The sequence below is a fragment of the Candidatus Amarolinea dominans genome (genome assembly GCA_016719785.1).
GTDB classification, from domain to species: Bacteria; Chloroflexota; Anaerolineae; order SSC4; family Amarolineaceae; genus Amarolinea; species Amarolinea dominans.
Map to the genome: position 1 here is coordinate 175,039 of JADJYJ010000010.1, position 22,121 is coordinate 197,159.

Genomic DNA, 22,121 nt, shown 5'->3' on the forward strand with positions numbered 1-22,121 from the left:
CGATGGAACCGATGGTACAACCCAAGGCGCCCCAGAAGCCGGTGATGAGCGCGGCTTCCCACCACGGAAACAAGGCCCGTGGCGTCAGCAGCCAGCCCGCCAGCGGCATCGTGATCTCGCTGGGAATCGGGATGTTGGCGCTCTCCAACGCCATGATGATGACCACACCGGGCCATCCAATCGAATTGAACAAGTTCTGAAACAACGGCACCAGGTGTTCGGCGATCCAGGCTTCCAAAACAGTACCTCCAGGTTGATGTTCTTCAGCGGAGAAGATGTCGGGCAGAGAGTATAACCGCGATTTGGGGGCGAGTCAAACTACTTGGCGGTTGCCCCCTCCACCCACGCGGCTATTTTCGCATCGTCGGCAATCTCCGGGCCGAGCTGAATGTATTCGATTTGCACCTGTTGGAGCTGCCCGGCGGCGTCGAAGGTGAGAGTTTGGCGGCCGAGCACGCGGCCGGCGTGACCGGGCTGCGCCTCGTCGGCATGCACGATCAACGTGCCGGTGGTTGGATGGCGGGCCGGCTCAGGCCGCACACCAGGGCCGCCGCTGACGATCACGTCAACGCCGGGAACAGTTTCAGCGATCGTTTGATCTTCTGCCAGGCCGGCGTGGGAGAGCAGGATGACGATGTCGGCGCGGTCCGCCACGGCGGCGACGGCGGCCTGGGCGGCTGCGACCGGATCGCTCACGATGATGTCCTGCGTCTCCGCGGCGTCGCTCAGCCCGATGATGGCGATGCGGTGGCCGGCGATGGTGCGAATGACGTAGGGCTGGGCGATGGCCGCGCCGGTGGCGGCGTCGGCGGCGTTGGCCGAGAGCACGGCGAAGCGCGCTTCGCTCATGCGTTTGCGCAGGACATCCAGTCCCAGCGCCAGGTCTTGCGGGCCAAGCGCCAGGGCATCATAGCCGAGCAGGTTCATGATCTCAACGCTGGTGCGGCCCTGCGTGGTGGTGGCCGGCGCCTGATCGCCGGTCAGGCTGTCGCCGGCATCGAGCAGCAGGACGAACTCGTTGTGGTTACGCGCCTCGATAATTTTTGTGGCCCGCCGGGCCACGCCGCCCACGGCTGGCATTCAGCCGCAGGGCCAGAGATACCCCCAGGTATCGTTGGTGTGCAGCAGCACCAGGCGCAGCGGCTGGGGCGCGGGCGTGGCGGCCGGCTGCGGCCGGGGCGCCGGTTGCACGCCACCGCTGATCGGCGTGGGCGGCACAACCGCCTGGCAGGCGGTCAGCCATAGCAGCAAGAGTAATCCCACCAGTGCCCTGGGGGCCGGCTGGCGGCGCCCACGACTTGCCAATTGATTGAATCGTCTCATCATGTTCCTCAATCCTGGGGGCTGTCCGGCGCGGGCAGGGTTGCCAGGAAATCACCCACCATGCGTTCGGCATACGATTCGAGCAGGGCCTGGACCCGACCCGAATCCGTGGAAGTGACCAGCAGCCCCACATGGTTTTTCTTGTGTAGTCGCCAGGTGATTTCGGGGTCGTCATAAGCAGAGGTGTCGGGCCATTCGTCACGCGCCAGGCAGATGAGGAGGCCCGCGAAGCCCTCGTGGGCTGTGGGCGGCCGGTAGGTTTCGCCACGGACATAGGCCAGTTCGATGGCGGCCCATTCGGCCCACATGTTGACCCCGGACGCGGCTTCGATGACGCGGTCAATATAGGCGCCGCCGACGCGGGCGGCCATTTCCAGGAAGTAGAACTGACCGTCGCTGTCGGCCTTGATGAACTCGGCATGCGTGACCCCGCGCACCATGTTCATGGCCGCGATGACCTGGCGATTGTGCTGCTGTATTGGCGCATAGTCAGGGGAGTCGGGGCGCATGGTTTGTGTGGAGAAGATGCCGCCTTCGTGCAGCACTTTCATCGGCGCCTGGCCGTAGCGATGGGCGATGGAGAAGACGACTTCGCGTTCGGAGACGATGGAGTCCACATGAAAAACATCGCCGGGGATGAATTTTTCCAGCACGTAGTACGATTGGCGATCGCCCAGGATATCGAGCGAGGGCCAGAACTCGTCCTGTGAGTTGATCTTGCGGATGCCGATGGAGCCAGCCTCGGAGCGGGGTTTGAAGACCCAGGGCGGCGGCACAGTCTGCATGAAATCGTGTACCTGGTCGTAGTTGAGGACATGGACAAAGGCGGGCACTCGGATGTCCCGGTCGCGGGCCTGCATGCGCATGGCGAGTTTGTCGCGGAAGTAGCGCGCGGTGGTGTCGCCCATGCCGGGGATGCGCAGATGCTCACGCAGCGAGGCTGCCAGTTCCACATCGTAGTCGTCCAGGGGGACAATCACGTCGAAGTGGCGCGTGCGGGCCAGGTAGCTGACCGCGTGGGTGATGTCGGGTTGCTTGGCCAGTTCGGGCATGTAGAAAAATTCTTCGATGACTTCCCTCGGCCATTCGGCGCTGGCGAGTTTTTCGCGCGTGACGAGCACGACCTGCGCGCCGAGGCGTTTGCAGGTGCGCATGAATTCGGCCCCTTTGAAGTAGCTGGCGAGGCAAAGCACAGTCTGTGGACGTGATTCGGTCATGGTGTTGTTCTCTTTCGCTGATGGCAGCTGCCCGGGCTGGCCGCGGCTGCAGGCGAGCGCTTGAAATCGCGCCTGCTGGGCGCACCGCCCCGGCAGAAATGTTCGAGGCTCAACGGGTGATGTATTGTACCACAGCCGTTCGCCGCGCGGCAACTTCGGAATTTGGTGTGCGGGAGGGTCAAAAACCGGCGCCGGTAGACGGAAAAAAGAACTTGACAATCCAGAGGAACGATTGTAGACTGCGGGAGCCGAGATCAGCGAGGGACGAGGTTCCAGAATACGTATTGCGGACGCCGGTTGTTTCATCGCCCTCTTCGCAAAGGAAACAAACAAGGGGCCGGTCTCCATACTGCCGTTTCCCAATCGAGCAGCGCCATGGATGGGTTACAAAGCGCCTTTCGCATGTTGAGTTTCCTGAAGGCGACATTTTCATGGGGAAGTTATAAACATTCGAGATGTCGTCCGTTTCAACGGAAGTCTGATTCCATTGCATGATGAACCGCGCGGTTGGCAGCCGGACAGATGAATAGGTCGAGCCTTTTTCGGGTCGGAAGATGTTGTCTCGTCAATGGTGAATCGGGGTGGACTGCGGACGCCGTGGGAGGGCCCCGGGCTCGAACCTGGCCGTTGGGCGGGTCTGTTGGAGACCGAAGATTGGAGAACAGAGACCAGAGACCAGAGACCTACGTGGATGGCGGTAGATTTGTGGTTGAAAGTGAGGCGTGAGATCTGAGATTGGAGACCGGAGACCGGTTGGCGTTGGACGGAGTTTCGGCGGCCGTTCACGGGCAGGCGGTTGGAATGGAAGGGAAGCATTGGTTTGCCCAGGTCGGTCGGGTCAGGCCTGCTGGTGGCGGCGCTGTCCAACATTCCGTACACCGACCGGGGAGGATCTGGGCCGGTTGACGGTGTTGGCGTTGGGCGGCTTAACCACTGCCAATGTGTCTGTTATGCACTCGCACCCAAGGTAGGGATAAAGCATGAAAGCATCAGAAACTAAATTTCAGCCGATAATTGAAGGCACGAAGCAATACGTCGTTCCACTCTTTCAACGTCCTTACAGTCAGGAAAGAAAGAATGGGATGTGTTGTGGGAAGACTTGATTTGGTTATGTGAGAACGAAGAACCAACAAGCCACTTCATTGGCTCCATAGTTACGATGCCGACCGTATCCGTGCCTGAAGGTGTATCAAAATTTCTCTTGATTGATGGGCAACAGAGACTTACGACCATCTTCATTCTGTTGACATTGCTTCGTGACGCGGCAAAAAGTAAAGGCGACAATGACTTAGCCCAAGAAATCGAGCAAACGATGCTGGTAAATCCATTCAAAAAGGGTGGCGATTATTTCAAGTTGTTGCCGACACAAATTGACCGAAATGCTTTCAAGGTCTTAATACAATCGGCAGAAACAAACATTGATGGTCGCATTTTGCAATGTTACCAGTTCTTCGAGCGTAAGCTAAAACAAAGTAATGTGGAAGTTACTGCCCTCACCAAAGTGGTCTCAACTCGACTGTCGGTGGTCAGCATCGTACTCGATCATGACGACAATCCCCACTTAGTTTTTTGAGAGCCTAAACGCCAAAGGCCGGCCTCTTACTCAATCGGACCTTATTCGCAACTACTTTTTCATGCGTATCCATGTTGATGAGCAAGAAGCGACGCATTCAAAATACTGGGAGCCAATGCAGATAGCATTAGGCGAAAACTTGACGGAGTGCATTCGTCACTATCTGATGCGCACGGGGTCAATCGTAAAGCAAGGCGATGTTTACTTCACGCTAAAAGACCGGGTCGGAAAAAGTGACGCTCTGAAAGCCCTCAAAGATATTGCTGTTTTTGCTGGCTATTACAAAAAATTCCTCACGCCTGAAAACGAGCCTGACGTTCGACTGCGAAATGCTCTGGTGCGCCTCAAGCGCCTAGAAGTTACAACGGCTTACCCCTTCTTGCTGAACTGCTACCACGATTACGCTCAAGGTCAGATTTCAGCAGATGACCTTCGCAGGATATTGCAGACAATTGAGAACTACGTGATTCGGCGGTTTGTTTGCAACGTTCCCACCAGTCAACTCAACAAAATATTTCCTTTGTTATATCAGCAAGCACAACTAAAAACTCCTTTGAGGCTTGACCGATGGAGTCCGCTCTGTTCCACAGTCTATTGGCTATCCCAAAGACACTGAGTTTCGTATACGATTGATTGACTCGAAACTTTACGGTGCTATGAACGGCTTATCAAGGCAAAGCTCATATTGGAGACGCTTGAGTCTGCCTATCAACACAAAGAACAACCAGCCTTCGATAACCTGACCATCGAACACGTAATGCCATAAACTCTCACAGACTGGTGGCAAAGTCATCTTGGAGAAGATTGGCAAGCCGACCATGAGTTGTATTTGAACACTCTCGGCAACTTGACGCTGACGGCCTATAATGCTGAACTCTCCAATGACCCGTTCCCCAAAAAGAGACAACGCCTCTCCAACAGTCACCTCGAACTCAACAAGTATTTTCAGGGCGTAGCCACTTGGAATCGCGTGGCAATTGACGTGCGGTCTAAAGCCCTGGCTAATCTAGCTCTAACTGTATGGCCTTACTTTGGCGAAGAACAAACCGCCCCGGCCAACCCTGATAATATCACTGGCAGAACGCCTAAAGCAGTAACTATTCTTGGTCAAAGATTCTCTGTGGAGTCATGGCGGGATGTGCAAGCCTATACGCTGAATGCCATTGCCCAACTTGAGCCAGATTTGTTCACCCAATTAGCTGGTGAATACCCCGGTTCATAAGCGCAGACCCCGGAAAGTTCCGCCGCAAACGACAGATAGAGAATGGCTTTTATATCGAAGTCAATCTCTCAGCAAAAGATGTATATCACTTCTGCAATCAGTAATTGATTCACTCGGTTTGTCTAGCGAGGATTGGATTGTGGAAACAGAATAACGTAAAAGGCACACGGGGGCCCAACGCCGCCCATGCGGTAACGCGGGTTAAGGTGGACGGGTTTGTCAAGACACGGAGATGACCTTGATTAAGGTACCGTCTCCTCTAAATGTGGTGGACATTTTCGGCAGTAACGCCAAAATGACAAGAGAGGTAAGCATATGGGAAATGGTGAAAATACATAATGAGATGGCAAGGGAGAAAGTACTAACCCAGGCCGAGCTACGGACGCGATTACATCGCTTCAAAGAGCAGCGTGGCCCAAAGTTTCACCTAACTGCTCTAGGTTATTTTGGCTCCTATGCTCGTAGAGAAGCTCACCCGGAAAGCGATATAGACATTGTTTTCGAAACGAGGCATCCGAATTTGTGGATGACATCAATTATGAAACAGGAACTGGAAGAATGGTTGGAGCGGCCCGTAGACCTTATTCGGTTGCACAAATATATGCGTCCCACTTTTCGAGTACGGCTCGAACGCGAGGCAGTCTATGTCTGATCAAGCACTCTTACGGGAGCGTCTGCAGATGATTTTGGATGCTCTTGAACGTATCCCCGCCGCTTCGCCAAAATCAAGACCCCAGATGATTTCATAACCAGCCAATCGGGTATTGATTTGATGGACAGCATCTGTATGGTTTTGCTTGCTACAGGCGAAGAATTCAAGATTTTCACGCCATTTACGGCAAAAATGAAGGACAAATCGGCATCTCACCGCTTGCGCTGATCGAAGGCAAGCTTTCAGGCCGAGTATTAGGGTTAGCTGTGGAATGGGCGGCTTTACATCAAAAGGAGTTATTGGAAAATTGGGAACTCATGCGTGCAGATAAGCCGCCTCGTAAGATTCCGCCATTGAAATAGGAGTGATTGCGATGTTGCCAAGAGTGAAGAGTGTATCTTATCTTGATGGATATCGTTTGAAACTTCGGTTTACGAATAAAACGGAAGGAATCATCGATTTCCGCCAGAAGATCGTAGGGCGTGGAGGTGTTTTCAAGCCCCTGGAAGACATTGGAATTTTCAAGCAAGTTGTTGTTGATCCGGTATCTGGGACATTGATATGGCCGAATGATGTTGATTTTTGTCCAGACGTTCTTTATGAACTTGCCATGAATAACGCTACTTCTGTTGCGCAAGGCACAAATCAGACAGTGACTGTATTACAGCCCCAAAGGACTTCGACGTAGAAGTGCAGTATTGTGACTTATTGGGGGGTCGGGCTGCTGGTTTTCTCTTTGGATGGAACCGGTGAGCTGGGCTCGAAGGTGACGTTGACGGCCCCGGTGGCTGACGTTAGCCATTGGGCGGCTCTGCAGCGGGGGCGTCCAATGGCAGGCGGTTGGAATGGTTCGCTGGTTTGCTCAGGCCCGTCGGTCAGGCTCTACTGGTGACACCGCTGCCCAACATTCCGTACACCGACCGGGGAGGATCTGGGTCGGTTGACGATGTTGGCGGCCCCGGCGGCTGACGGTTGGCGTTGGGCGGGAATCCGTCAGCTGATTCGCCGGGCAGCTCTTCGGCTACGCTGAGCCGAACGGCGCGGCCGCCGCTCTACGGGTGTGACGGGCTTTGTTCGTGGTACTATTCGCAATTGACGCCAAGTCAATCTAGAAGTAACATCTTCGTATGCCTACGGTACTACTGATTGGCCCTTATCGCTTCTATTTCTACAGCCATGATCTGATCAACGAGGCGCCCCATGTCCATGTGGATCGGGATGACTTGTCGGCGAAGTTCTGGCTTAAACCAGTTGTTTTGGCACGAAATTTAGGGTTCAATGCCAGTGAACTACGCCGGATCGAAAGAATCGTGGCATCATATCAGACCGATTTTCTTGCCAAGTGGGATAAGGAGTATGGACGTGCAACCGGGCGAACGAATTAAGAATGTACGGTGTACCAGGGATTCACTCCGCGTAGATTTACTAGACGGTCGGACAATTATTGCGCCGATCGTATGGTATCCGCGGCTGCTTCATGCAACGACCCAACAGCGCGCAAACTGGAAGATAGCAGGTGCCGGCTATGGGATTCATTGGCCGGAAATAGATGAAGACTTGAGCGTTGAAGGTTTGCTACGAGGTCTGCCTGCTCCGCGCGCGAAGGCACAAGTAGCAGTCGAGGCTTTACCTGCCCAACAACCGTTTGCAGTTGACGCCGAACCAGCTAGCGCGGTTTGAGCGAAGATGCGTACGGCGCAACTGACACTAGCCGTTGGGCGGCTTTGCTGAATGCTGAATGAGGAAGTAGGAAGAGGTCGCTGGTTCGGCCAGGCCGGTCCGGTCAGGTCGTGTTTGGGGGGCCGCTGCCCAACATTCCGTACACCGACCGGGTGGATCTGGGCCGATTGACGGTGCAGGCGGCGCGGGCGCGTAACGGTCGGCGTTGGGCGGCGTTGCTCAATGCTGAATGCTGAACGCTAAACGCTGAATGAGGAAGTAGGAAGAGGTCGCTGGTTCGGCCAGGCTCTGCAGGTGGTATCGCTGCCCAACATTCCGTACACCGACCGGGGAGGATCTGGGCCGGTTGACGATGTTGGCGGCCCCGGCGGCTGACGGTCGGCGTTGGGCCGCTCACAAACTCCTCACAGATCATACTACTGGGGTAGGCCATGTGTACCCATCTGTGGTATGGTGTTCATGCTCTCCCCTTGGAATGGACAAATTATGCCAAGAACTAAACCCTACAATCTCACAATGGCGCGAGTTTGAGAAGTTAGTCGCACTTCTGGAAAGTCACTTGGTGCCACAAGGCGCTGCAATACGGTCGCCAGACCACATACCAGATCGAATCACAGGCGAGCCAAGAGAAGTAGATATTTCAGTTCGATATCAAGTTGGCTCTGTTCCAATTCTAATCACTATTGAGTGTCGGAAGCGAGCGGCGACACAAGATACAACTTGGATTGAGCAATTGGTTCAGAAACGAGACGATATTGGAGCATCAGTTACAGTTGCAGTTTCATCGAGACGTTTTACAAAGCCAGCCATTAAGAAGGCCAGGGTTCCATAATATTGAAACTCGTTTATTGAGGGAAATATCAGAAGATGCCATTAAGGCGTGGGCCAAAGGAATCGATATTATTGTTGTGAGTGGAAAATTTGGAATGGGTCGCTTAGGTCTAAGATTCCAAGGAGTTCCAGTAGATCAATCTCCAAGCCTCACCCAAGAGATTATCGATGAGTATTCCAAAGGTGATGCGGAATACCAAATTCATTCGGCGACTAGCTGACAACCGGCTGGTGATAAGGCCGACCTATTGCGAGAGCATGAGCAAATGCAGGGAATCAGGGACCTACTTGAAAGATCGAGCCAAGATTTTACTGTTCAAATACCTCGTTCCGGAACAGATAGTATGATATCGTCCGGTTTCTAGCCTCTTTGAGGATATTCCTCTTAATGGGGAGCCCGTCACCAAGTTGTTTTCTGCTCAATTTGAATCTCAGGAGGCCACTGTGGAAACAATTTCAGGTTCGTTAGAAATAGAATACCTTGAGGCAGAACTACGGGTGATCCAACGAGCATATCCTTCGCAAACAGGACGCCTTCTATCCTATATTAACGATAGAGAAACGGTCGTTAACGTTGAAGAGCGTATTATTTCTTTCGATGATAAAGATCCAATGAGGGTGATCATATCGAGGAAGAATGAAATAGATGAGTAGTTGTGGTGCTTTTTTACACAAATAATTGCTGTAAACTTGCGGCTGCGCCGAACATCCGCTTCCAGCCGACCGGGAGTGATCTCGGTTTGTTCAGAAAGTAGCCTGCCCCCGGCGGCTGACGCTGGGCCGTTGGGCGGCTTTGCTGAACGCTGAACGCTGAATGAGGAAGTAGGAAGGGGGCGTTGGTTTGCCCAGGCTCGTCCGGTCAGGCTCTGCTGGTGGCGGCGCTGCCCAACATTCCGTACACCGACCGGGGAGGATCTGGGCCGGTTGACGATGTTGGCGACCCCGGCGGCTGACGCTGGGCCGTTGGGCGGGCCGGCGGGAAGAACAATGGGCGAGTGGAGTATGGAACCCGGCATATGATGCCGCGAAAAGGAAGAATCATGGAACTTACCGCAATTCTGACACCAGCACCCGAGGGTGGCTATGTTGCCCTCAACCCTGAAACCGGGACAACCACGCAAGGCGAGACTGTCGAAGAAGCTTTATCCAATCTGCGGGAGGCGACGGAACTGTACTTAGAAGAATTCCCGACGACTTTTGTTGGGCGTCCATTGTTGACCACTTTTCGTGTAGGTGCATATGCTTAAACTGCCTGTTGTTTCAGGGAGAGAAGCAGTGCGAACGCTGGAGCGATTGGGCTTTGTCGTGGTAAGGCAGCGCGGTAGCCATTTGGTTCTACGCCGAGGAGCATCCGGTTGTGTTGTGCCAAACCATCGCGAGCTAAAGACGGGCACTTTGACGGGCATTCTCAAGCAAGCTGGCGTATCCGCCGATGAATTCATCGCAGCGTTGCGCGCTTGACTCTGAGCAGACGGTCACAGATTAGCTTGTGAATGGTTCACTGCCGCCCAACAACGGCATGCACCCGACGCGGGGCGTAGCCTCTCGCACGGGGCGCTTCCAGCACCCTACCCTTTTCTTCACGTGAGGACTTGGCACTCGTCCCGTTCCCGCGCCGGTGATGCCTGGCGTTGGGCGTAGGACTATTCCCCAGTGTGGGAACAGAAAGGAAGGAGCAGATCATGCCGGATGTAGTTGCAGAAGTCACCACGGAGTTTTTGCAAGCCTTTGCCGATGCGTGGAATCGCCATGATGTCGATGCCCTTATGTCGTTCATGACAGAGGATTGTGTCTTCGAAGCCTCTGCAGGACCAGACGTCTGCGGCAGGCGGTACGCAGGCCGTGAAGCCGTGCGCGCTAGCTTTGCGGAGGTTTGGGCGACCTTCCCCAATGCGCACTGGGGCAACGCGCGCCATTTTGTCTGTGGGGAGCGGGGGGTGTCGGAATGGACGTTCACGGGCACACGAGCGGACAGCACCCGCGTCGAAGTCGATGGCTGTGACCTGTTCACGTTTCGCGCCGGCAAGATTGCCCTGAAAAACTCCTACCGTAAGAACCGTCCGCCCCTTGGCACTCCGAAGCGTTGAGTACAGGCTGGGGAGAGAGGTACCAATCTGTCACAGCGGCAGTGGCGGTTTGGGGCGGAAGATCGGGTCGGGGGGGTGCGACCAATGGGGGCATTGCCCAACATTCCGTACACCGACCGGGGAGGATCTGGGCCGATTGACGATGTTGGCGGCCCCGGCGGCTGACGGTCGGCGTTGGGCGCGTCCGTACCCCAAAGATTACCTCATTCCATCGGGTTCTTGTTAATTCATGGAGTTGACCCATGATTGGGTTAGTGATAGAATCTTTGCATGAAAAACTTCCCCATTCCTAGATTAGATCAAAATCCGCAGTTGCACGACTATCTTATCAGACATTGTCGCTTATCGCGTGGCGAAATATGGGTAGACCCTCAAGGCAAGCATAAGATTGGATGCTTGGACGCGACGGACAAGAACGGTATCAAATCCTTGATGGGCGAATCCAAAGCCGCCTTAGCAATCCAAGACCCACCGTATAATCTGGTGGCCTTTGAGCAGAGACAACTTGATGAGTATATTCGATGGTGTAAGCAATGGATTTTGACAACAGACTTCGCCCTATCTGATAATGCGTCTCTGTATATCTGGTTGGGGGCAGATCAAAAATCAGATTTTCAACCTCTACCAGATTTTGTGATTGCCATGCGAGGAACGGGCTACAAATCTCGAAGCTTTATCACGATGCGTAACCAGCGTGGATATGGAACGCAAAAGAACTGGATGGCGGTTAGACAAGAGCTATTGTATTACACAAAGGGAAACCCTATTTTTGATGTAGACGCTGAATATACCGACATACCAAAGATTCTGCGAGGGTACTACAAGGAAGTCAATGGTCAAGTAACTGAAAATATGGAGCGAAGCAAGTCAGAAAATATCCGTGCGGGCAATGTGTGGGTAGATATTCAGCAAGTGTTTTACCGCATGGAGGAAAATGTTAATGGATGCTACGCTCAGAAACCGCTAAAAAGTTGCGAAAGAATCATAAAGGCAAGTTCATCTAAGGGCGATATTGTTGTTGATTTCTTCTGCCATTCGGGGGCGACATTGATTTCGTCAGAAATGCTAGGGAGGAACTGTTACACTGTAGACATTGATCCCGTCTATTGCGAAATAGCCCTTAGACGATTAGAGCGATTTAGGCGAACTGGCAAGGCCGGTTGGCAAAATAGCAATCCCTTTGAGCAGGAAATAGCCGCCGACTTACAACTTCGATCCTTGTTAGGACAAGAGCAAGAAGAATCAAAGAGCATCCAATATGCTTTCTCGTTGGAGTAACCATTGTGGAAAAACTCAAGGCGCAACTCGATGAACTGTTGAACCGACTCGACAATGCGCAAGAAATACGAGACAAGCTTGAAGAGCTGGTATCCGTCTATCCATTTAGCGATTACGAATACATCATTTCCCATCTATTGGTTGCCGCCAAACTCTCACTTGATGAATACTATCAACTCCGAGATGACTACTTAGATCGGAATCTATATCTGGATTTGTTTGAAATTGGTGCTCCGAGAGGGTTTGGCGAAGTATGGGCACAAGGGCATCTAAAAGAACTTACTCCCACCCTGGAACGCCCGAATAAGAAAACTGATCCAGAATATTCAGGTCAGTACGATTTCTTTTTGCCACCGAATATCCGAATCGAGGTTAAGGCTTCGCGTGCCGTTGAATTTAAGACGGATGCACCGCTCTACTTGAAAGCATTGTCGTCGGATTCACGGAAGCAATTTGACATGAACTTTCAGCAAGTGAAGCCCGCTTGCTGTGATGTGTTTGTGTGGTTGGCGGTGTGGCGCGACGTTATTCGCCATTGGGTGATACCTTCCTACGAAGTAGAACACAGCCAGTATTATTCGGCGGGACAGCATAGAGGCAATGTGGGAGAAGGTCAATTACATCTTAACCGAGACAACTTGCACGACTTCGATAAGTATTTGGTGGATTCTGACAAGATCGAATCAGCAATCAGATCGGCGTTCGAGAAAGAGAAACGTTTAAGAAGCAAGAAGCAAACCTCAATCCCATTGGATCGCGCCTAACACGGCGTGCAGCCGCCCCGCCCAGCTGCCAAAGTTAGGCGTCAGTTTTGACGATTACCGATCGTATTGGTGGCGGGCGGCTGACGCCCAGCCGTTGGGCGGAGCTTCGGCGGGGGCGTCCACAGGCAGGCGGTTGGAATGGAAGGGGTCGCTGGTTCGCCCAGGCCGGTCCGGTCAGGCTCTGCTGGGGGGGCCGCTGCCCAACATTCCGTACACCGACCGGGGAGGATCTGGGCCGGTTGACGATGTTGGCGGCCCCGGCGGCTGACGGTTGGCGTTAGGCCTCCAATGTGACACTGTGGGTCAACCGGGAAGATGACACACGAACCATCGCTAAAGCCACCGATCAGCGCGTACTTTTCCTCCAAATGTGCTACAATAGCCTCACCAGACGTTACGCGTGGGAGCCTGCATGTATGACGCCGAACTGAAGCGGATGCGTGAATTGATCCGTGCACGCCGAAGACGAGATGGATGCTGATGGTTTGACCGTCTTCGACATCGAAAGCGTCATCCTCGCCGGTTACATCAGCGAACGCCAACGTGACCGCCAGCCGGACGAATGGAAATATCTGGTGAACGGCCAAGCCCTGGGTGGCGCAGGCGGACCGTCGTAGCGTTCGGCGCAACTGACAAACTGGTGATGATTACGGTCTTTCGTGAATAGTGGGTGAGCTTATGGTCTGCGATATTTGCGGCAAGAATGGTGCGCATGTGCGGCGCGTGTCGCGCAGCTACGGGCGCGGGGCCAGTTTGTTCGTGATTGAGAACATTCCGATCGTCAGTTGCCCCAACTGCGGCGAAAGCTACCTGACCGCCGAAACACTGCACGAGATTGAACGCATCAAGCTGCACCGGCGCGCATGGGCGCAAGAACGCCCGGTGGCGGTGGCTGCGTTTGCGTAACGTCTCGCCGCGACGCAGAAGTCGGCCCCGGTTCGCCGTCATGGGCGAGTTGGCGCGTGGGGTCGTGCTGGTATGGGCGGGGGCCTAACATTGGTTCCAGCGGACGGGCCGCGCTGCCCGTTATGCAAGGTCAGGGGTAACCGGCCCGCCGCTGAACCTGGCCGCTAGGCTGGTCTGCCGGAAAGCGGAGATTGGAGACCGGTCGGCGTTGGGTGACTTTTACGGAAAGTTCCTGATTGAGCGGAGAATATCGATATCAGTAAGCTGATTGTACATGGGATAAAGAAGAATGCCTCAAATCAGTCAGTTTTTCGGAATCTCGATTTATATGTACTACGATGAGCATAATCCTCCTCATTTTCACGCCATTTACGGCAAAAATGAAGGACAAATCGGCATCTCACCGCTTGCGCATTGAAATAGGAGTGGGGGGGGGGGGGGGGGGGGGGGGGGGGGGGGGGGGGGGGGGGGGTAAGATTCCGCCATTGAAATAGGAGTGATTGCGATGTTGCCAAGAGTGAAGAGTGTATCTTATCTTGATGGATATCGTTTGAAACTTCGGTTTACGAATAAAACGGAAGGAATCATCGATTTCCGCCAGAAGATAGTAGGGCGTGGAGGTGTTTTCAAGCCCCTGGAAGACATTGAATTTTTCAAGCAAGTTGTTGTTGATCCGGTATCTGGGACATTGATATGGCCGAATGATGTTGATTTTTGTCCAGACGTTCTTTATGAACTTGCCATGAATAACGCTACTTCTGTTGCGCAAGGCACAAACCAGACATTGACTGTATTACAGCCCCAAAGGACTTCGACGTAGAAGTGCAGTATTAGACCAAGCCACAGAAACCAGGTAAAATAGGCGCGAACAGCCAGCTTACCGCCCTGCCACACGGGCCGAGAGAAAGCTATATGAAGAAGGCTGACATGGTCAATGATACGCTACGTCCTGAGTATCGCCGCGAAGATTTCGGGCCGATGGTGCGCGGCAAATACGCGGCGCGGTTGAAGGAATCTTCAAACATCGTTGTCCTTGACCCGGATCTGGCACAGGCCTTCCCAAACACGAAAGCGGTCAACGATGCGCTACGCGGCCTGCTCGAATTAGCCAAGACAAGCGCACGTCTGCCCGCGTCCTCTGTCCCAACTTCCGCACCGGCGCTCCATCCCTAACCTGCGCAACTTGCCGGCAGTGGACGTAGGTCGCAGTTCGCCGTCATAGGCGGCGGGTCTGGTTGGGCGGTGGGACGGCCAGGGCGGAGCCTACCCCCGGTTCCAGCGGACGGGCGCAGCCTGTTATGCACGGTCAGGCTCTGCTGGTGGCGCCGCTGCCCAACATTCCGTACACCGACCGGGGAGGATCTGGGCCGGTTGGCGATGTTGGCGGCTCCGGTCCTGTGTCCATTTGTGATAGAATGAGAGAAAGAATCAGTAAATTTATAGGAAACGACCATGTCTGCAAAAGATATTTATCATGATGTGGTAAGACAAGCTTTGACGGATGAGGGATGGGACATTACGGCTGACCCGTTGAGAATTCAGTTTTTAGGGGTCGAACTACGCATCGATCTCGGTGCAGAAAGGGTCATTGCAGCGGATCGCAATGGCGAGAAAATTGCGGTGGAAATCAAAAGTTTTCTGCGATCATCGGCCATCACCGATTTTCATGAAGCACTGGGACAGTATATCGACTATCGGGAGGGGCTAGCCCATATTGAACCAGATCGTCTCCTGTTTCTAGCGGTTCCGATCGTTGCCTATCAAACCTTCTTCCAATTGCCTTTTGGGCAGTATATGGTCCAGCAGTATCAACTCAAGTTGATTGTCTATCATCCAGAAAGAGAGGTGATTGTTCAATGGTTGCCATAGAGGAATATCGAAAACGGGTTCAACAATTATTAGCGCACTATCAGACGCCACAATTTTTACAGGAAGGCGTGGAAACGCAGTTACTTGTGGATACCCAACATGACCACTATCAGTTGGTCAATGTCGGATGGGATAACGGGCAACGTGTCTATGGCGTTGTCGTTCACATTGATATAAAAGACGACAAAATCTGGTTGCAACAGAATTTGACGGACCAACTCGTCGCTGAAGACTTAGTGGAGCTAGGCATTCCTAAAGATCGGATTGTTTTGGGCTTTCAGCCTGTCTATATGCGCAAGCATACAGATTTTGCCATGAACTAAAAGCGGCAAAGGCAAAGACTGAAGGGCTGTGCTCGAACATTGCGTGCAGGGGATGCTTTGCTGCGATCAGGGCTTTTGGTGTTGCTTCCTCGCTTTGCCGTTTCAGGATTGGCGCAGTTGGTCGCCCATAACCGCAAAGCATCCCTGACGCGTGTGTTAGCCCGCAATAACCAAAAGGAAGCATCGCCCGCAATGGATCGGTCCATGAACACCATCAAGTCCAAACAACGCGTCGCCGACCACGGGGAGGTCTTCACCCCGGCGTGGATGGTGGAGGCCATGCTGGACCTGGTGAAGGACGAAACGGAGCGCATTGATTCCCGTTTCCTGGAACCGGCATGTGGGAGCGGCAATTTCCTCGTGCAGATTTTGCAGCGCAAGCTGGCCGCCGTGGAGCTCAAGTACGGAAAGTCGGACTTCGAGCGGCGGCACTATGCGCTGCTTGGGCTGATGTGCATCTACGGCATCGAACTGCTGGCGGACAACATCGCCGAGTGCCGTGCCAATGTGCTGGAGATCCTGGCCGAATACCTGCATCTGGATGGTTCGGACGAACTCTATCGGGCCGCGTCCTACGTTCTGGCGCAGAACCTTTTGCACGGCGACGCGCTGACCATGCGCACCCACGACGGCCGGCCCATCACCTTTGCCGAATGGGGCTACCTGGGCAGGGGCAAATTCCAGCGCCGCGACTTCCGCCTCGACACCCTCACCCAATCGGCGGCTTATGGCGCCGAAGGTACGCTCTTCGCCGACCTCGGTATGCACGAAATCTTCACACCCCACAAGACCTACCCGCCCATAACCGTAAGCGAACTGGCCGCCGCGTTCGGCGACGCCCCGCAGGAGGCCGCATGAGCGCTCAGGCTGGTTTTGCCCTGCGCGGCCACAACCCGGATGTGCTGACGTGCATCGCCAACCTCTCCAACGACGAGGTCTTCACGCCGCCGGAGTTCGCCAACCGCATGTTGGACACCCTGGCCGCGGCATGGGCGGCGGACCACGGCGGCGCGAACCTCTGGGCGGACAAGACGGTGCGCTTCCTGGACCCATGCACCAAGTCGGGCGTCTTCCTGCGCGAGATCACCAGCCGCCTGACCAAGGGCCTGGCGGACGAGATGCCGGACCTGGAAACGCGCGTCAACCACATCCTGACGCAGCAGGTGTACGGCATCGGCATCACACAGATCACCAGCCTGCTGGCGCGGCGCAGCGTCTATTGCTCGAAGCACGCCAATGGCAAGCGCTCCATTGCCAAAGGTTTCGCCAGCGACGCCGGCAATATCTGGTTCGAGCGGATGGAGCACACGTGGGTTGACGGCAAGTGTACCTACTGCGGCGCGAGCGCAAAGACCCTTGATCGAGGCGAAGGTCTTGAAACCCACGCCTATGCGTTCATCCACACCGACGACATCAAGACTCGCGTGGCCGAGTTGTTTGGAGGCAATATGCAGTTCGACGTGATCATCGGCAACCCGCCCTATCAGCTTGACGATGGTGGGTACGGCACGAGTGCTGCCCCGATTTACCATCTCTTCGTGGAGCAAGCAAAGGCATTGGAGCCACGCTACCTGGCGATGATCATTCCTGCGCGTTGGTTCGCCGGCGGCAAGGGTCTTGATGAATTCAGAGAGTTGATGCTTGCGGACAGTCGCCTACGCTCAATTGACGATTTTCTCAGCGCGTCGGATGTCTTTCCTGGGGTAGGCCTCAAGGGCGGCGTTTGCTACTTCCTCTGGGACCGGGACAATCCCGGGCAGTGCCGCGTCACCACTCATTTCAAGGACTGGCCTGTCTCGACGACCAGTCGCCCTCTTCAAGAAGAGGGCGTGGACGTGTTCATCCGCTTCAATGAAGGGCTGTCGATCCTCAAGAAAGTCGTTGCAGTGGAAAGTGGTGAGACCCACTCGCTGTCGCTGCCCGACAGTCAGCGTTTCGACCAATTGGTTAGTTCCAGGAAGCCGTTCGGGTTAACCACAACATTCAAGGGAAACGCTGTCAAGGCATCCGGCGACCTACTGGTCTACCAGAACGGCGGCACGGGATACGTCGCCAGAAGCTCAATTTTGACTGGCACTCACCTCATTGATAAGTGGAAGGTTTTCACAGGCCGGGCTGCTCCGGGGACCGGCAACAGAGACACGTACCCGCACAGGATCATCAGCACACCATTCATTGGGGAGCCGGGTACCATCTCTTCGGAGACCTATCTTTGTATTAGTCCGTTCGACTCCCGGACTGAGGCAGAAGGCGTTTTGTCCTACCTCTCCTGTCGGCTGACTCGCCTCCTTATCCTTCTGCACAAGCCATCCCAGGACACGACGCGCAAAGTCTACACCTTTGTGCCAACACAAGATTGGACGCAGAAGTGGACGGACGAGAACCTCTACGCTAAATATGGCATTTCTGCCAGTGAGATCGCGTTCATCGAAAAAGTTGTCCGACCGATGGATCTCAGTGGGGCCTCTGAGGATGACTAAAACCATCGAGGAAATCCTCGCGCCCAAGCCGGAGGCCCGGCCATGACGCCGCTGGAGAAGTTCTACACGGACGATCCTCGCTGGCACGAAAAGATCGGCGACATCCACGCCCTGCTTGAGCGCGTCAAGATCAGCGAGGAACAGTCCGGCGATGTGCTGCACCTGCGCAAGCTGAGCCGCATCCTCTCGATTCATGCCTCCACCGCCATCGAAGGCAACCGGCTCACCCTGGGCCAGGTCACCGATGTCGTCAACGGCAAACCCGTCTGGGGACCGCCCAAGGACATCAAAGAGGTGCAGAACGCGTGGCACGCCTACAACGAAATCACCCGCTATGACCCCTGGTCGGTGGGCGACTTGCTGATAGCCCACGCGCACCTGACCGACGCACTCATCGGGGAGTCGGGCCAGTTCCGCACGGTCCGCGTGGCCGTCGTGCGCGGCGACGGCACGGTGATGCATCGCGGCGCGCCGGCGGCGCAAGTTCCCGCTCTCGTTGAGCAGCTCCTGCACTGGGGCAAGAGCAGCGAGGCGCACCCGCTCATCAAAAGTTCCGCCGTCCACTACATGCTGGAACACATCCACCCCTTTCGCGATGGTAACGGCAGAATCGGGCGGCTGTGGCAGACGCTGGTTCTTTCCAGATGGAATCCGCTGTTCGCCTGGATGCCGATCGAAACCCTGGTCCACCACAACCAGGCGCTGTACTACAAGGCGCTGCAGGATTCGCATGCCGGCGCGGTGGATTGCCGCCCGTTCATTGGCTTCATGCTCGATGCCATTGCCAATTCGCTGTACAAATACATTGATGTGGCAACTGAGACCATGAACACCGCCCCCGGAGATGTCGGTGTAAATATCGGTGTAAATGTCGGTGTAAGCGACGCGATTCTGGAATTGCTGACGCAGCAACCCCACTTGTCCGCCAGGGAGTTGGCGGCCCTGCTGAACAAGGCCACGCGAACCGTGGAACGCCATCTCAAAACACTCCGCGAACAGGGCCGGCTGCAACGTGTCGGTTCCGACAAGGCCGGCCATTGGGTAGTCATCGAGGGGCCGCAATGAGCAAACCCACCATCGACGAAATCCTCGCCCCCAAGCCCGTCGCCCGGCCGCGCATCTACGCCTACGCGATCGACGACGAGGCGCACGCGGGTCTGCTCAAGGTGGGCCAGACCACGCGCGACGTGAAGCAGCGCGTGGCCGAGCAGCTCAAGACTGCCGCCATCAAGAACTACCGGATCGAACTCGACGAGTCCGCCGAGCGCGACGACGGCACCCTCTTCAGCGATCACGAAGTGCGCGCGGCGCTCGCCAAGAAGGGTTTCGAGAAGGACGCGCTGGAATGGATGCGCTGCTCGGTGGCGGACGTGCAGACCGTGCTGGTCGAACTGCGCACCGGCCAGCGCTTCACCGGCACGCATCACTTGGACTTCACCATGCGCCGCGAGCAGGCCGAGGCCGTCAACAAGACCCACGCCTACTTCCACTCCATCTGGCAGGAGGATATGCACGCGGTCCCGCGCTTCCTGTGGAATGCAAAGATGCGCTTCGGCAAGACCTTCACCGCCTACCAGCTCGCCAGGAAACTCGGCGCCAAACGTGTACTCGTGGTCACCTTCAAGCCCGCCGTGGAAGATGCGTGGCAGACGGACCTGGAATCCCACGTGGACTTCGACGGCTGGCAGTACCTCTCGCGCAGCTCCGGCAGCGACCCGACGCAGATTGACCGCAGGAAGCCCGTCGTCTATTTCAGCTCTTTTCAGGATTTGCTGGGCCGGGATGACGCGGGAAACATCAAGCCCAAGAACGAATGGCTCCACACGGTGAATTGGGATCTCGTGGTCTTCGACGAATACCATTTCGGTGCTTGGCGTGACACCGCCAAGGAACTCTTCGAGGGTGAAGAGAACACTGTCGCCTTGAAGGAAACCCGGCTGGAGTATGGCCGCGACCTCGGTGACGTGAACGAAGACATCAGCGAACTCTCGGCGAAGGAAGCCGAATTCCTACCCATCACGACCTCGGCGTACCTCTACCTCTCCGGCACCCCGTTCAGGGCGCTGGCTACGGGCGAGTTCATCGAGGAGCAGATTTTCAACTGGACGTATACCGACGAACAGCGCGCCAAGGAGGATTTTGCGACCAGACGCCCGGGCAAGCCGAATCCCTACGCCGCCTTGCCGCAAATGCGCCTGCTCACCTACCAGATGCCGGACGAGCTGCTGGCCATCGCCAGCGCCGGCGAGTTCGACGAGTTCGATCTCAACGCCTTCTTCGAGGCATCAGGCACGGGCGTCTGGGCGCAGTTCAAGCACAAGAGACGACGTGCAGAAGTGGCTGGACATCATCCGCGGCGGCTACGCGCTCAAATCGGTTGAATATCTGAAGACGGGCACGCGGCCGCCGTTTCCGTATTCGGATGTGCGCCTGCTGCCCTACCTGCAGCACTCGTTCTGGTTCCTGCCCAACGTCGCGGCCTGCCACGCCATGGCGAACCTGCTGGCCGAGAAGCACAACACCTTCTGGCACGACTACGCGGTTGTCATCGCTGCAGGGGCGGCGGCGGGCATCGGGCTGGCTGCGTTGCCGCCCGTGCGCAAGGCCATCGGCAGCGGCTTCGAAACCAAGACCATCACGCTCTCCTGCGGCAAGCTCACCACCGGCGTCACCGTGCCGCAGTGGTCCTCGATCTTGATGCTGCGCAACCTCAAGTCGCCGGAGACCTACTTTCAGGCCGCGTTCCGCGTGCAGTCGCCGTGGTCCATCAAGAATCCCAACGGCGACAACCCGCACGAGGAAGAGATTCTCAAGCCCGCCTGCTTTGTGTTCGACTTTGCGCCCACGCGCGCGCTGCGGCAGCTCTCGGAGTACGGCATCGGCCTGTCGCCCAGCGAGCCGAACCCGGAGAACGCAGTCAAAGACCTCGTATCGTTCCTGCCCGTGCTGGCCTACGACGGCGCGAACATGACGCAGATTGATGCGGGCGGCATTCTCGACATCGCCATGGCCGGCACCTCGGCCACGCTGCTGGCCCGCAAGTGGGAGAGCGCGCTGCTCGTCAACGTGGACAACGACACCCTGCGCCGCATCCTGGACAACCCCGAGGCGATGGCCGCGGTTGGGCGCATCGAAGGCTGGCGCGCTCTGGGCGACAACATCATCGAGACCATCATCAACAAGAGCGGGAAGGTGAAGGAGCTTAAGAACAAGGCCAAAAAGACAGACCTGACGGGCACGGAGAAGAAGGAGCTGAGCGACGAGGAGAAGGAGTACAAGTCCAAGCGCAAGCTGGTCCAGGAAAAGCTGATCAAGTTCGCCACGCGGATTCCCGCGTTTATGTACCTCACCGACTTCCGTGAGAACACGCTACAGGATGTCATTACCAAGCTGGAACCGGATCTGTTCCTGACTGTCACCGGCCTGACAGTCAAGGACTTCCACCTGCTGGTACAACTCAAGGTGTTCAACACCGAGCAGATGAACCAGGCCGTCTTCGCGTTCCGGCGCTACGAAGACGCGTCGCTCCGCTACACCGGCATAGACAGCCATCCAGGGCTGACCCATTACGGGCTGTATGACACTGTGGTGGCGAGGGAGTGAAAACGCCGAAGAGTACGCGCTGACGTAGTGCATCGGTAGCATGAGCGTACGCACTTGCGGGCTAACAATCGGTTCCAGCGGACAGGCCGCTGAACCGGAGCGTTATTGGGCGGCTCTGCTGGAGAGCGGAGATTGGAGACCGGAGATTGGAGACCGAAGACCGGAGACCGGAGACCGGAGATTGGAGACCGTGGACCGGAGATTGGAGACCGGAGATTGGAGACCGCAGAACTCTCGCCTTCCACACACCTGATCTCTGATCTTTGATTGGAGACCGGTTGGCGTTGGGCGGCAGCGGCAAGGTAATTGATCT

General features: G+C 55.7%; 26 protein-coding genes and 2 pseudogenes. 25 read left to right on the plus strand and 3 right to left on the minus strand.

All coding sequences use genetic code 11. The features are described from left to right. Positions 1-11: 11 nt before the first annotated feature. Positions 12-200: a hypothetical protein gene (locus IPM84_13595; GenBank protein ID MBK9093777.1), complete on the plus strand. Its 189-nt coding sequence runs from the start codon at positions 12-14 to the stop codon at positions 198-200. A 118-nt stretch (positions 201-318) separates the two neighbouring features. Here the strand turns inward: IPM84_13595 and IPM84_13600 are convergent, their stop codons facing one another. The 3 genes from IPM84_13600 to IPM84_13610 are packed head-to-tail and all read right to left on the minus strand — an operon-like array spanning position 319 to position 2,540. Further along, complete coding sequence (locus tag IPM84_13600; protein ID MBK9093778.1) at positions 319-1,080, minus strand: hypothetical protein; 762 nt, start codon at positions 1,078-1,080, stop codon at positions 319-321. Beyond that, the gene (locus tag IPM84_13605) at positions 1,081-1,326 is read right to left on the minus strand and encodes a hypothetical protein (GenBank protein ID MBK9093779.1); all 246 of its coding nucleotides are present in this window, start codon (positions 1,324-1,326) and stop codon (positions 1,081-1,083) included. It lies immediately after the preceding gene. Between the two features lie 5 nt (positions 1,327-1,331). Next, positions 1,332-2,540, minus strand: a complete 1,209-nt coding sequence (locus IPM84_13610; GenBank protein MBK9093780.1) for an ATP-grasp domain-containing protein — start codon at positions 2,538-2,540, stop codon at positions 1,332-1,334. A gap of 980 nt (positions 2,541-3,520) precedes the next feature. Between IPM84_13610 and IPM84_13615 the strand changes: the two are divergent. From IPM84_13615 to IPM84_13730, 24 genes and pseudogenes are all read left to right on the plus strand, one after another. Further along, positions 3,521-5,489 (plus strand): annotated as a pseudogene (locus IPM84_13615) (DUF262 domain-containing protein). 168 nt (positions 5,490-5,657) lie between these two features. Next, positions 5,658-5,987: a nucleotidyltransferase domain-containing protein gene (locus IPM84_13620; GenBank protein MBK9093781.1), complete on the plus strand. Its 330-nt coding sequence runs from the start codon at positions 5,658-5,660 to the stop codon at positions 5,985-5,987. A gap of 161 nt (positions 5,988-6,148) precedes the next feature. After that, on the plus strand, positions 6,149-6,349 hold the full coding sequence (locus IPM84_13625; protein ID MBK9093782.1) for a DUF4160 domain-containing protein: 201 nt from the start codon (positions 6,149-6,151) through the stop codon (positions 6,347-6,349). Between the two features lie 11 nt (positions 6,350-6,360). Continuing rightward, positions 6,361-6,675, plus strand: a complete 315-nt coding sequence (locus IPM84_13630) for a DUF2442 domain-containing protein (protein MBK9093783.1) — start codon at positions 6,361-6,363, stop codon at positions 6,673-6,675. Between the two features lie 439 nt (positions 6,676-7,114). After that, the gene (locus tag IPM84_13635; GenBank protein ID MBK9093784.1) at positions 7,115-7,372 is read left to right on the plus strand and encodes a DUF4160 domain-containing protein; all 258 of its coding nucleotides are present in this window, start codon (positions 7,115-7,117) and stop codon (positions 7,370-7,372) included. Further along, positions 7,335-7,667, plus strand: coding sequence for a DUF2442 domain-containing protein (locus IPM84_13640; GenBank protein MBK9093785.1), 333 nt, complete (start codon positions 7,335-7,337; stop codon positions 7,665-7,667). Before IPM84_13635 ends, IPM84_13640 begins: the two co-directional genes overlap by 38 nt. Positions 7,668-8,422: 755 nt before the next feature. Next, positions 8,423-8,719 (plus strand): hypothetical protein, encoded by a 297-nt coding sequence (locus IPM84_13645; GenBank protein ID MBK9093786.1) that lies wholly within the window; start codon positions 8,423-8,425, stop codon positions 8,717-8,719. Between the two features lie 223 nt (positions 8,720-8,942). Continuing rightward, positions 8,943-9,152 carry a hypothetical protein gene (locus IPM84_13650; protein ID MBK9093787.1) on the plus strand — a complete coding sequence of 70 codons (210 nt, stop codon included), beginning with the start codon at positions 8,943-8,945 and terminating at the stop codon, positions 9,150-9,152. 386 nt (positions 9,153-9,538) lie between these two features. Continuing rightward, positions 9,539-9,745 (plus strand): type II toxin-antitoxin system HicB family antitoxin, encoded by a 207-nt coding sequence (locus IPM84_13655; GenBank protein ID MBK9093788.1) that lies wholly within the window; start codon positions 9,539-9,541, stop codon positions 9,743-9,745. Continuing rightward, complete coding sequence (locus IPM84_13660; GenBank protein ID MBK9093789.1) at positions 9,738-9,959, plus strand: type II toxin-antitoxin system HicA family toxin; 222 nt, start codon at positions 9,738-9,740, stop codon at positions 9,957-9,959. Before IPM84_13655 ends, IPM84_13660 begins: the two co-directional genes overlap by 8 nt. A gap of 221 nt (positions 9,960-10,180) precedes the next feature. After that, on the plus strand, positions 10,181-10,585 hold the full coding sequence (locus tag IPM84_13665; protein ID MBK9093790.1) for a nuclear transport factor 2 family protein: 405 nt from the start codon (positions 10,181-10,183) through the stop codon (positions 10,583-10,585). A 270-nt stretch (positions 10,586-10,855) separates the two neighbouring features. Next, positions 10,856-11,863, plus strand: a complete 1,008-nt coding sequence (locus IPM84_13670; GenBank protein ID MBK9093791.1) for a site-specific DNA-methyltransferase — start codon at positions 10,856-10,858, stop codon at positions 11,861-11,863. Between the two features lie 5 nt (positions 11,864-11,868). Beyond that, positions 11,869-12,627: a hypothetical protein gene (locus IPM84_13675; protein ID MBK9093792.1), complete on the plus strand. Its 759-nt coding sequence runs from the start codon at positions 11,869-11,871 to the stop codon at positions 12,625-12,627. A gap of 470 nt (positions 12,628-13,097) precedes the next feature. After that, positions 13,098-13,244, plus strand: coding sequence for a DUF4258 domain-containing protein (locus IPM84_13680; protein ID MBK9093793.1), 147 nt, complete (start codon positions 13,098-13,100; stop codon positions 13,242-13,244). 61 nt (positions 13,245-13,305) lie between these two features. After that, positions 13,306-13,533 carry a type II toxin-antitoxin system MqsA family antitoxin gene (locus IPM84_13685; protein ID MBK9093794.1) on the plus strand — a complete coding sequence of 76 codons (228 nt, stop codon included), beginning with the start codon at positions 13,306-13,308 and terminating at the stop codon, positions 13,531-13,533. A gap of 289 nt (positions 13,534-13,822) precedes the next feature. Then, positions 13,823-13,951, plus strand: coding sequence for a DUF4160 domain-containing protein (locus IPM84_13690; GenBank protein ID MBK9093795.1), 129 nt, complete (start codon positions 13,823-13,825; stop codon positions 13,949-13,951). An 87-nt stretch (positions 13,952-14,038) separates the two neighbouring features. Further along, complete coding sequence (locus IPM84_13695) at positions 14,039-14,353, plus strand: DUF2442 domain-containing protein (protein ID MBK9093796.1); 315 nt, start codon at positions 14,039-14,041, stop codon at positions 14,351-14,353. A gap of 92 nt (positions 14,354-14,445) precedes the next feature. Then, positions 14,446-14,706, plus strand: a complete 261-nt coding sequence (locus IPM84_13700; protein ID MBK9093797.1) for a hypothetical protein — start codon at positions 14,446-14,448, stop codon at positions 14,704-14,706. Positions 14,707-14,985: 279 nt separating this feature from the next. Further along, a complete protein-coding gene (locus IPM84_13705; GenBank protein ID MBK9093798.1) occupies positions 14,986-15,402 on the plus strand; it encodes a XisH family protein in 417 nt (138 codons plus the stop codon). After that, complete coding sequence (locus tag IPM84_13710) at positions 15,390-15,725, plus strand: XisI protein (GenBank protein ID MBK9093799.1); 336 nt, start codon at positions 15,390-15,392, stop codon at positions 15,723-15,725. Before IPM84_13705 ends, IPM84_13710 begins: the two co-directional genes overlap by 13 nt. Positions 15,726-15,929: 204 nt before the next feature. Then, complete coding sequence (locus IPM84_13715; protein MBK9093800.1) at positions 15,930-16,583, plus strand: N-6 DNA methylase; 654 nt, start codon at positions 15,930-15,932, stop codon at positions 16,581-16,583. After that, positions 16,580-18,205, plus strand: a complete 1,626-nt coding sequence (locus IPM84_13720) for an Eco57I restriction-modification methylase domain-containing protein (protein ID MBK9093801.1) — start codon at positions 16,580-16,582, stop codon at positions 18,203-18,205. The genes IPM84_13715 and IPM84_13720 overlap by 4 nt, the downstream gene beginning before the upstream one ends. 42 nt (positions 18,206-18,247) lie before the next feature. Further along, positions 18,248-19,270 carry a Fic family protein gene (locus IPM84_13725; protein ID MBK9093802.1) on the plus strand — a complete coding sequence of 341 codons (1,023 nt, stop codon included), beginning with the start codon at positions 18,248-18,250 and terminating at the stop codon, positions 19,268-19,270. Further along, a pseudogene (locus IPM84_13730) lies at positions 19,267-21,808 on the plus strand (restriction endonuclease). The gene IPM84_13725 and the pseudogene IPM84_13730 overlap by 4 nt, the downstream one beginning before the upstream one ends. Positions 21,809-22,121: the final 313 nt, after the last annotated feature.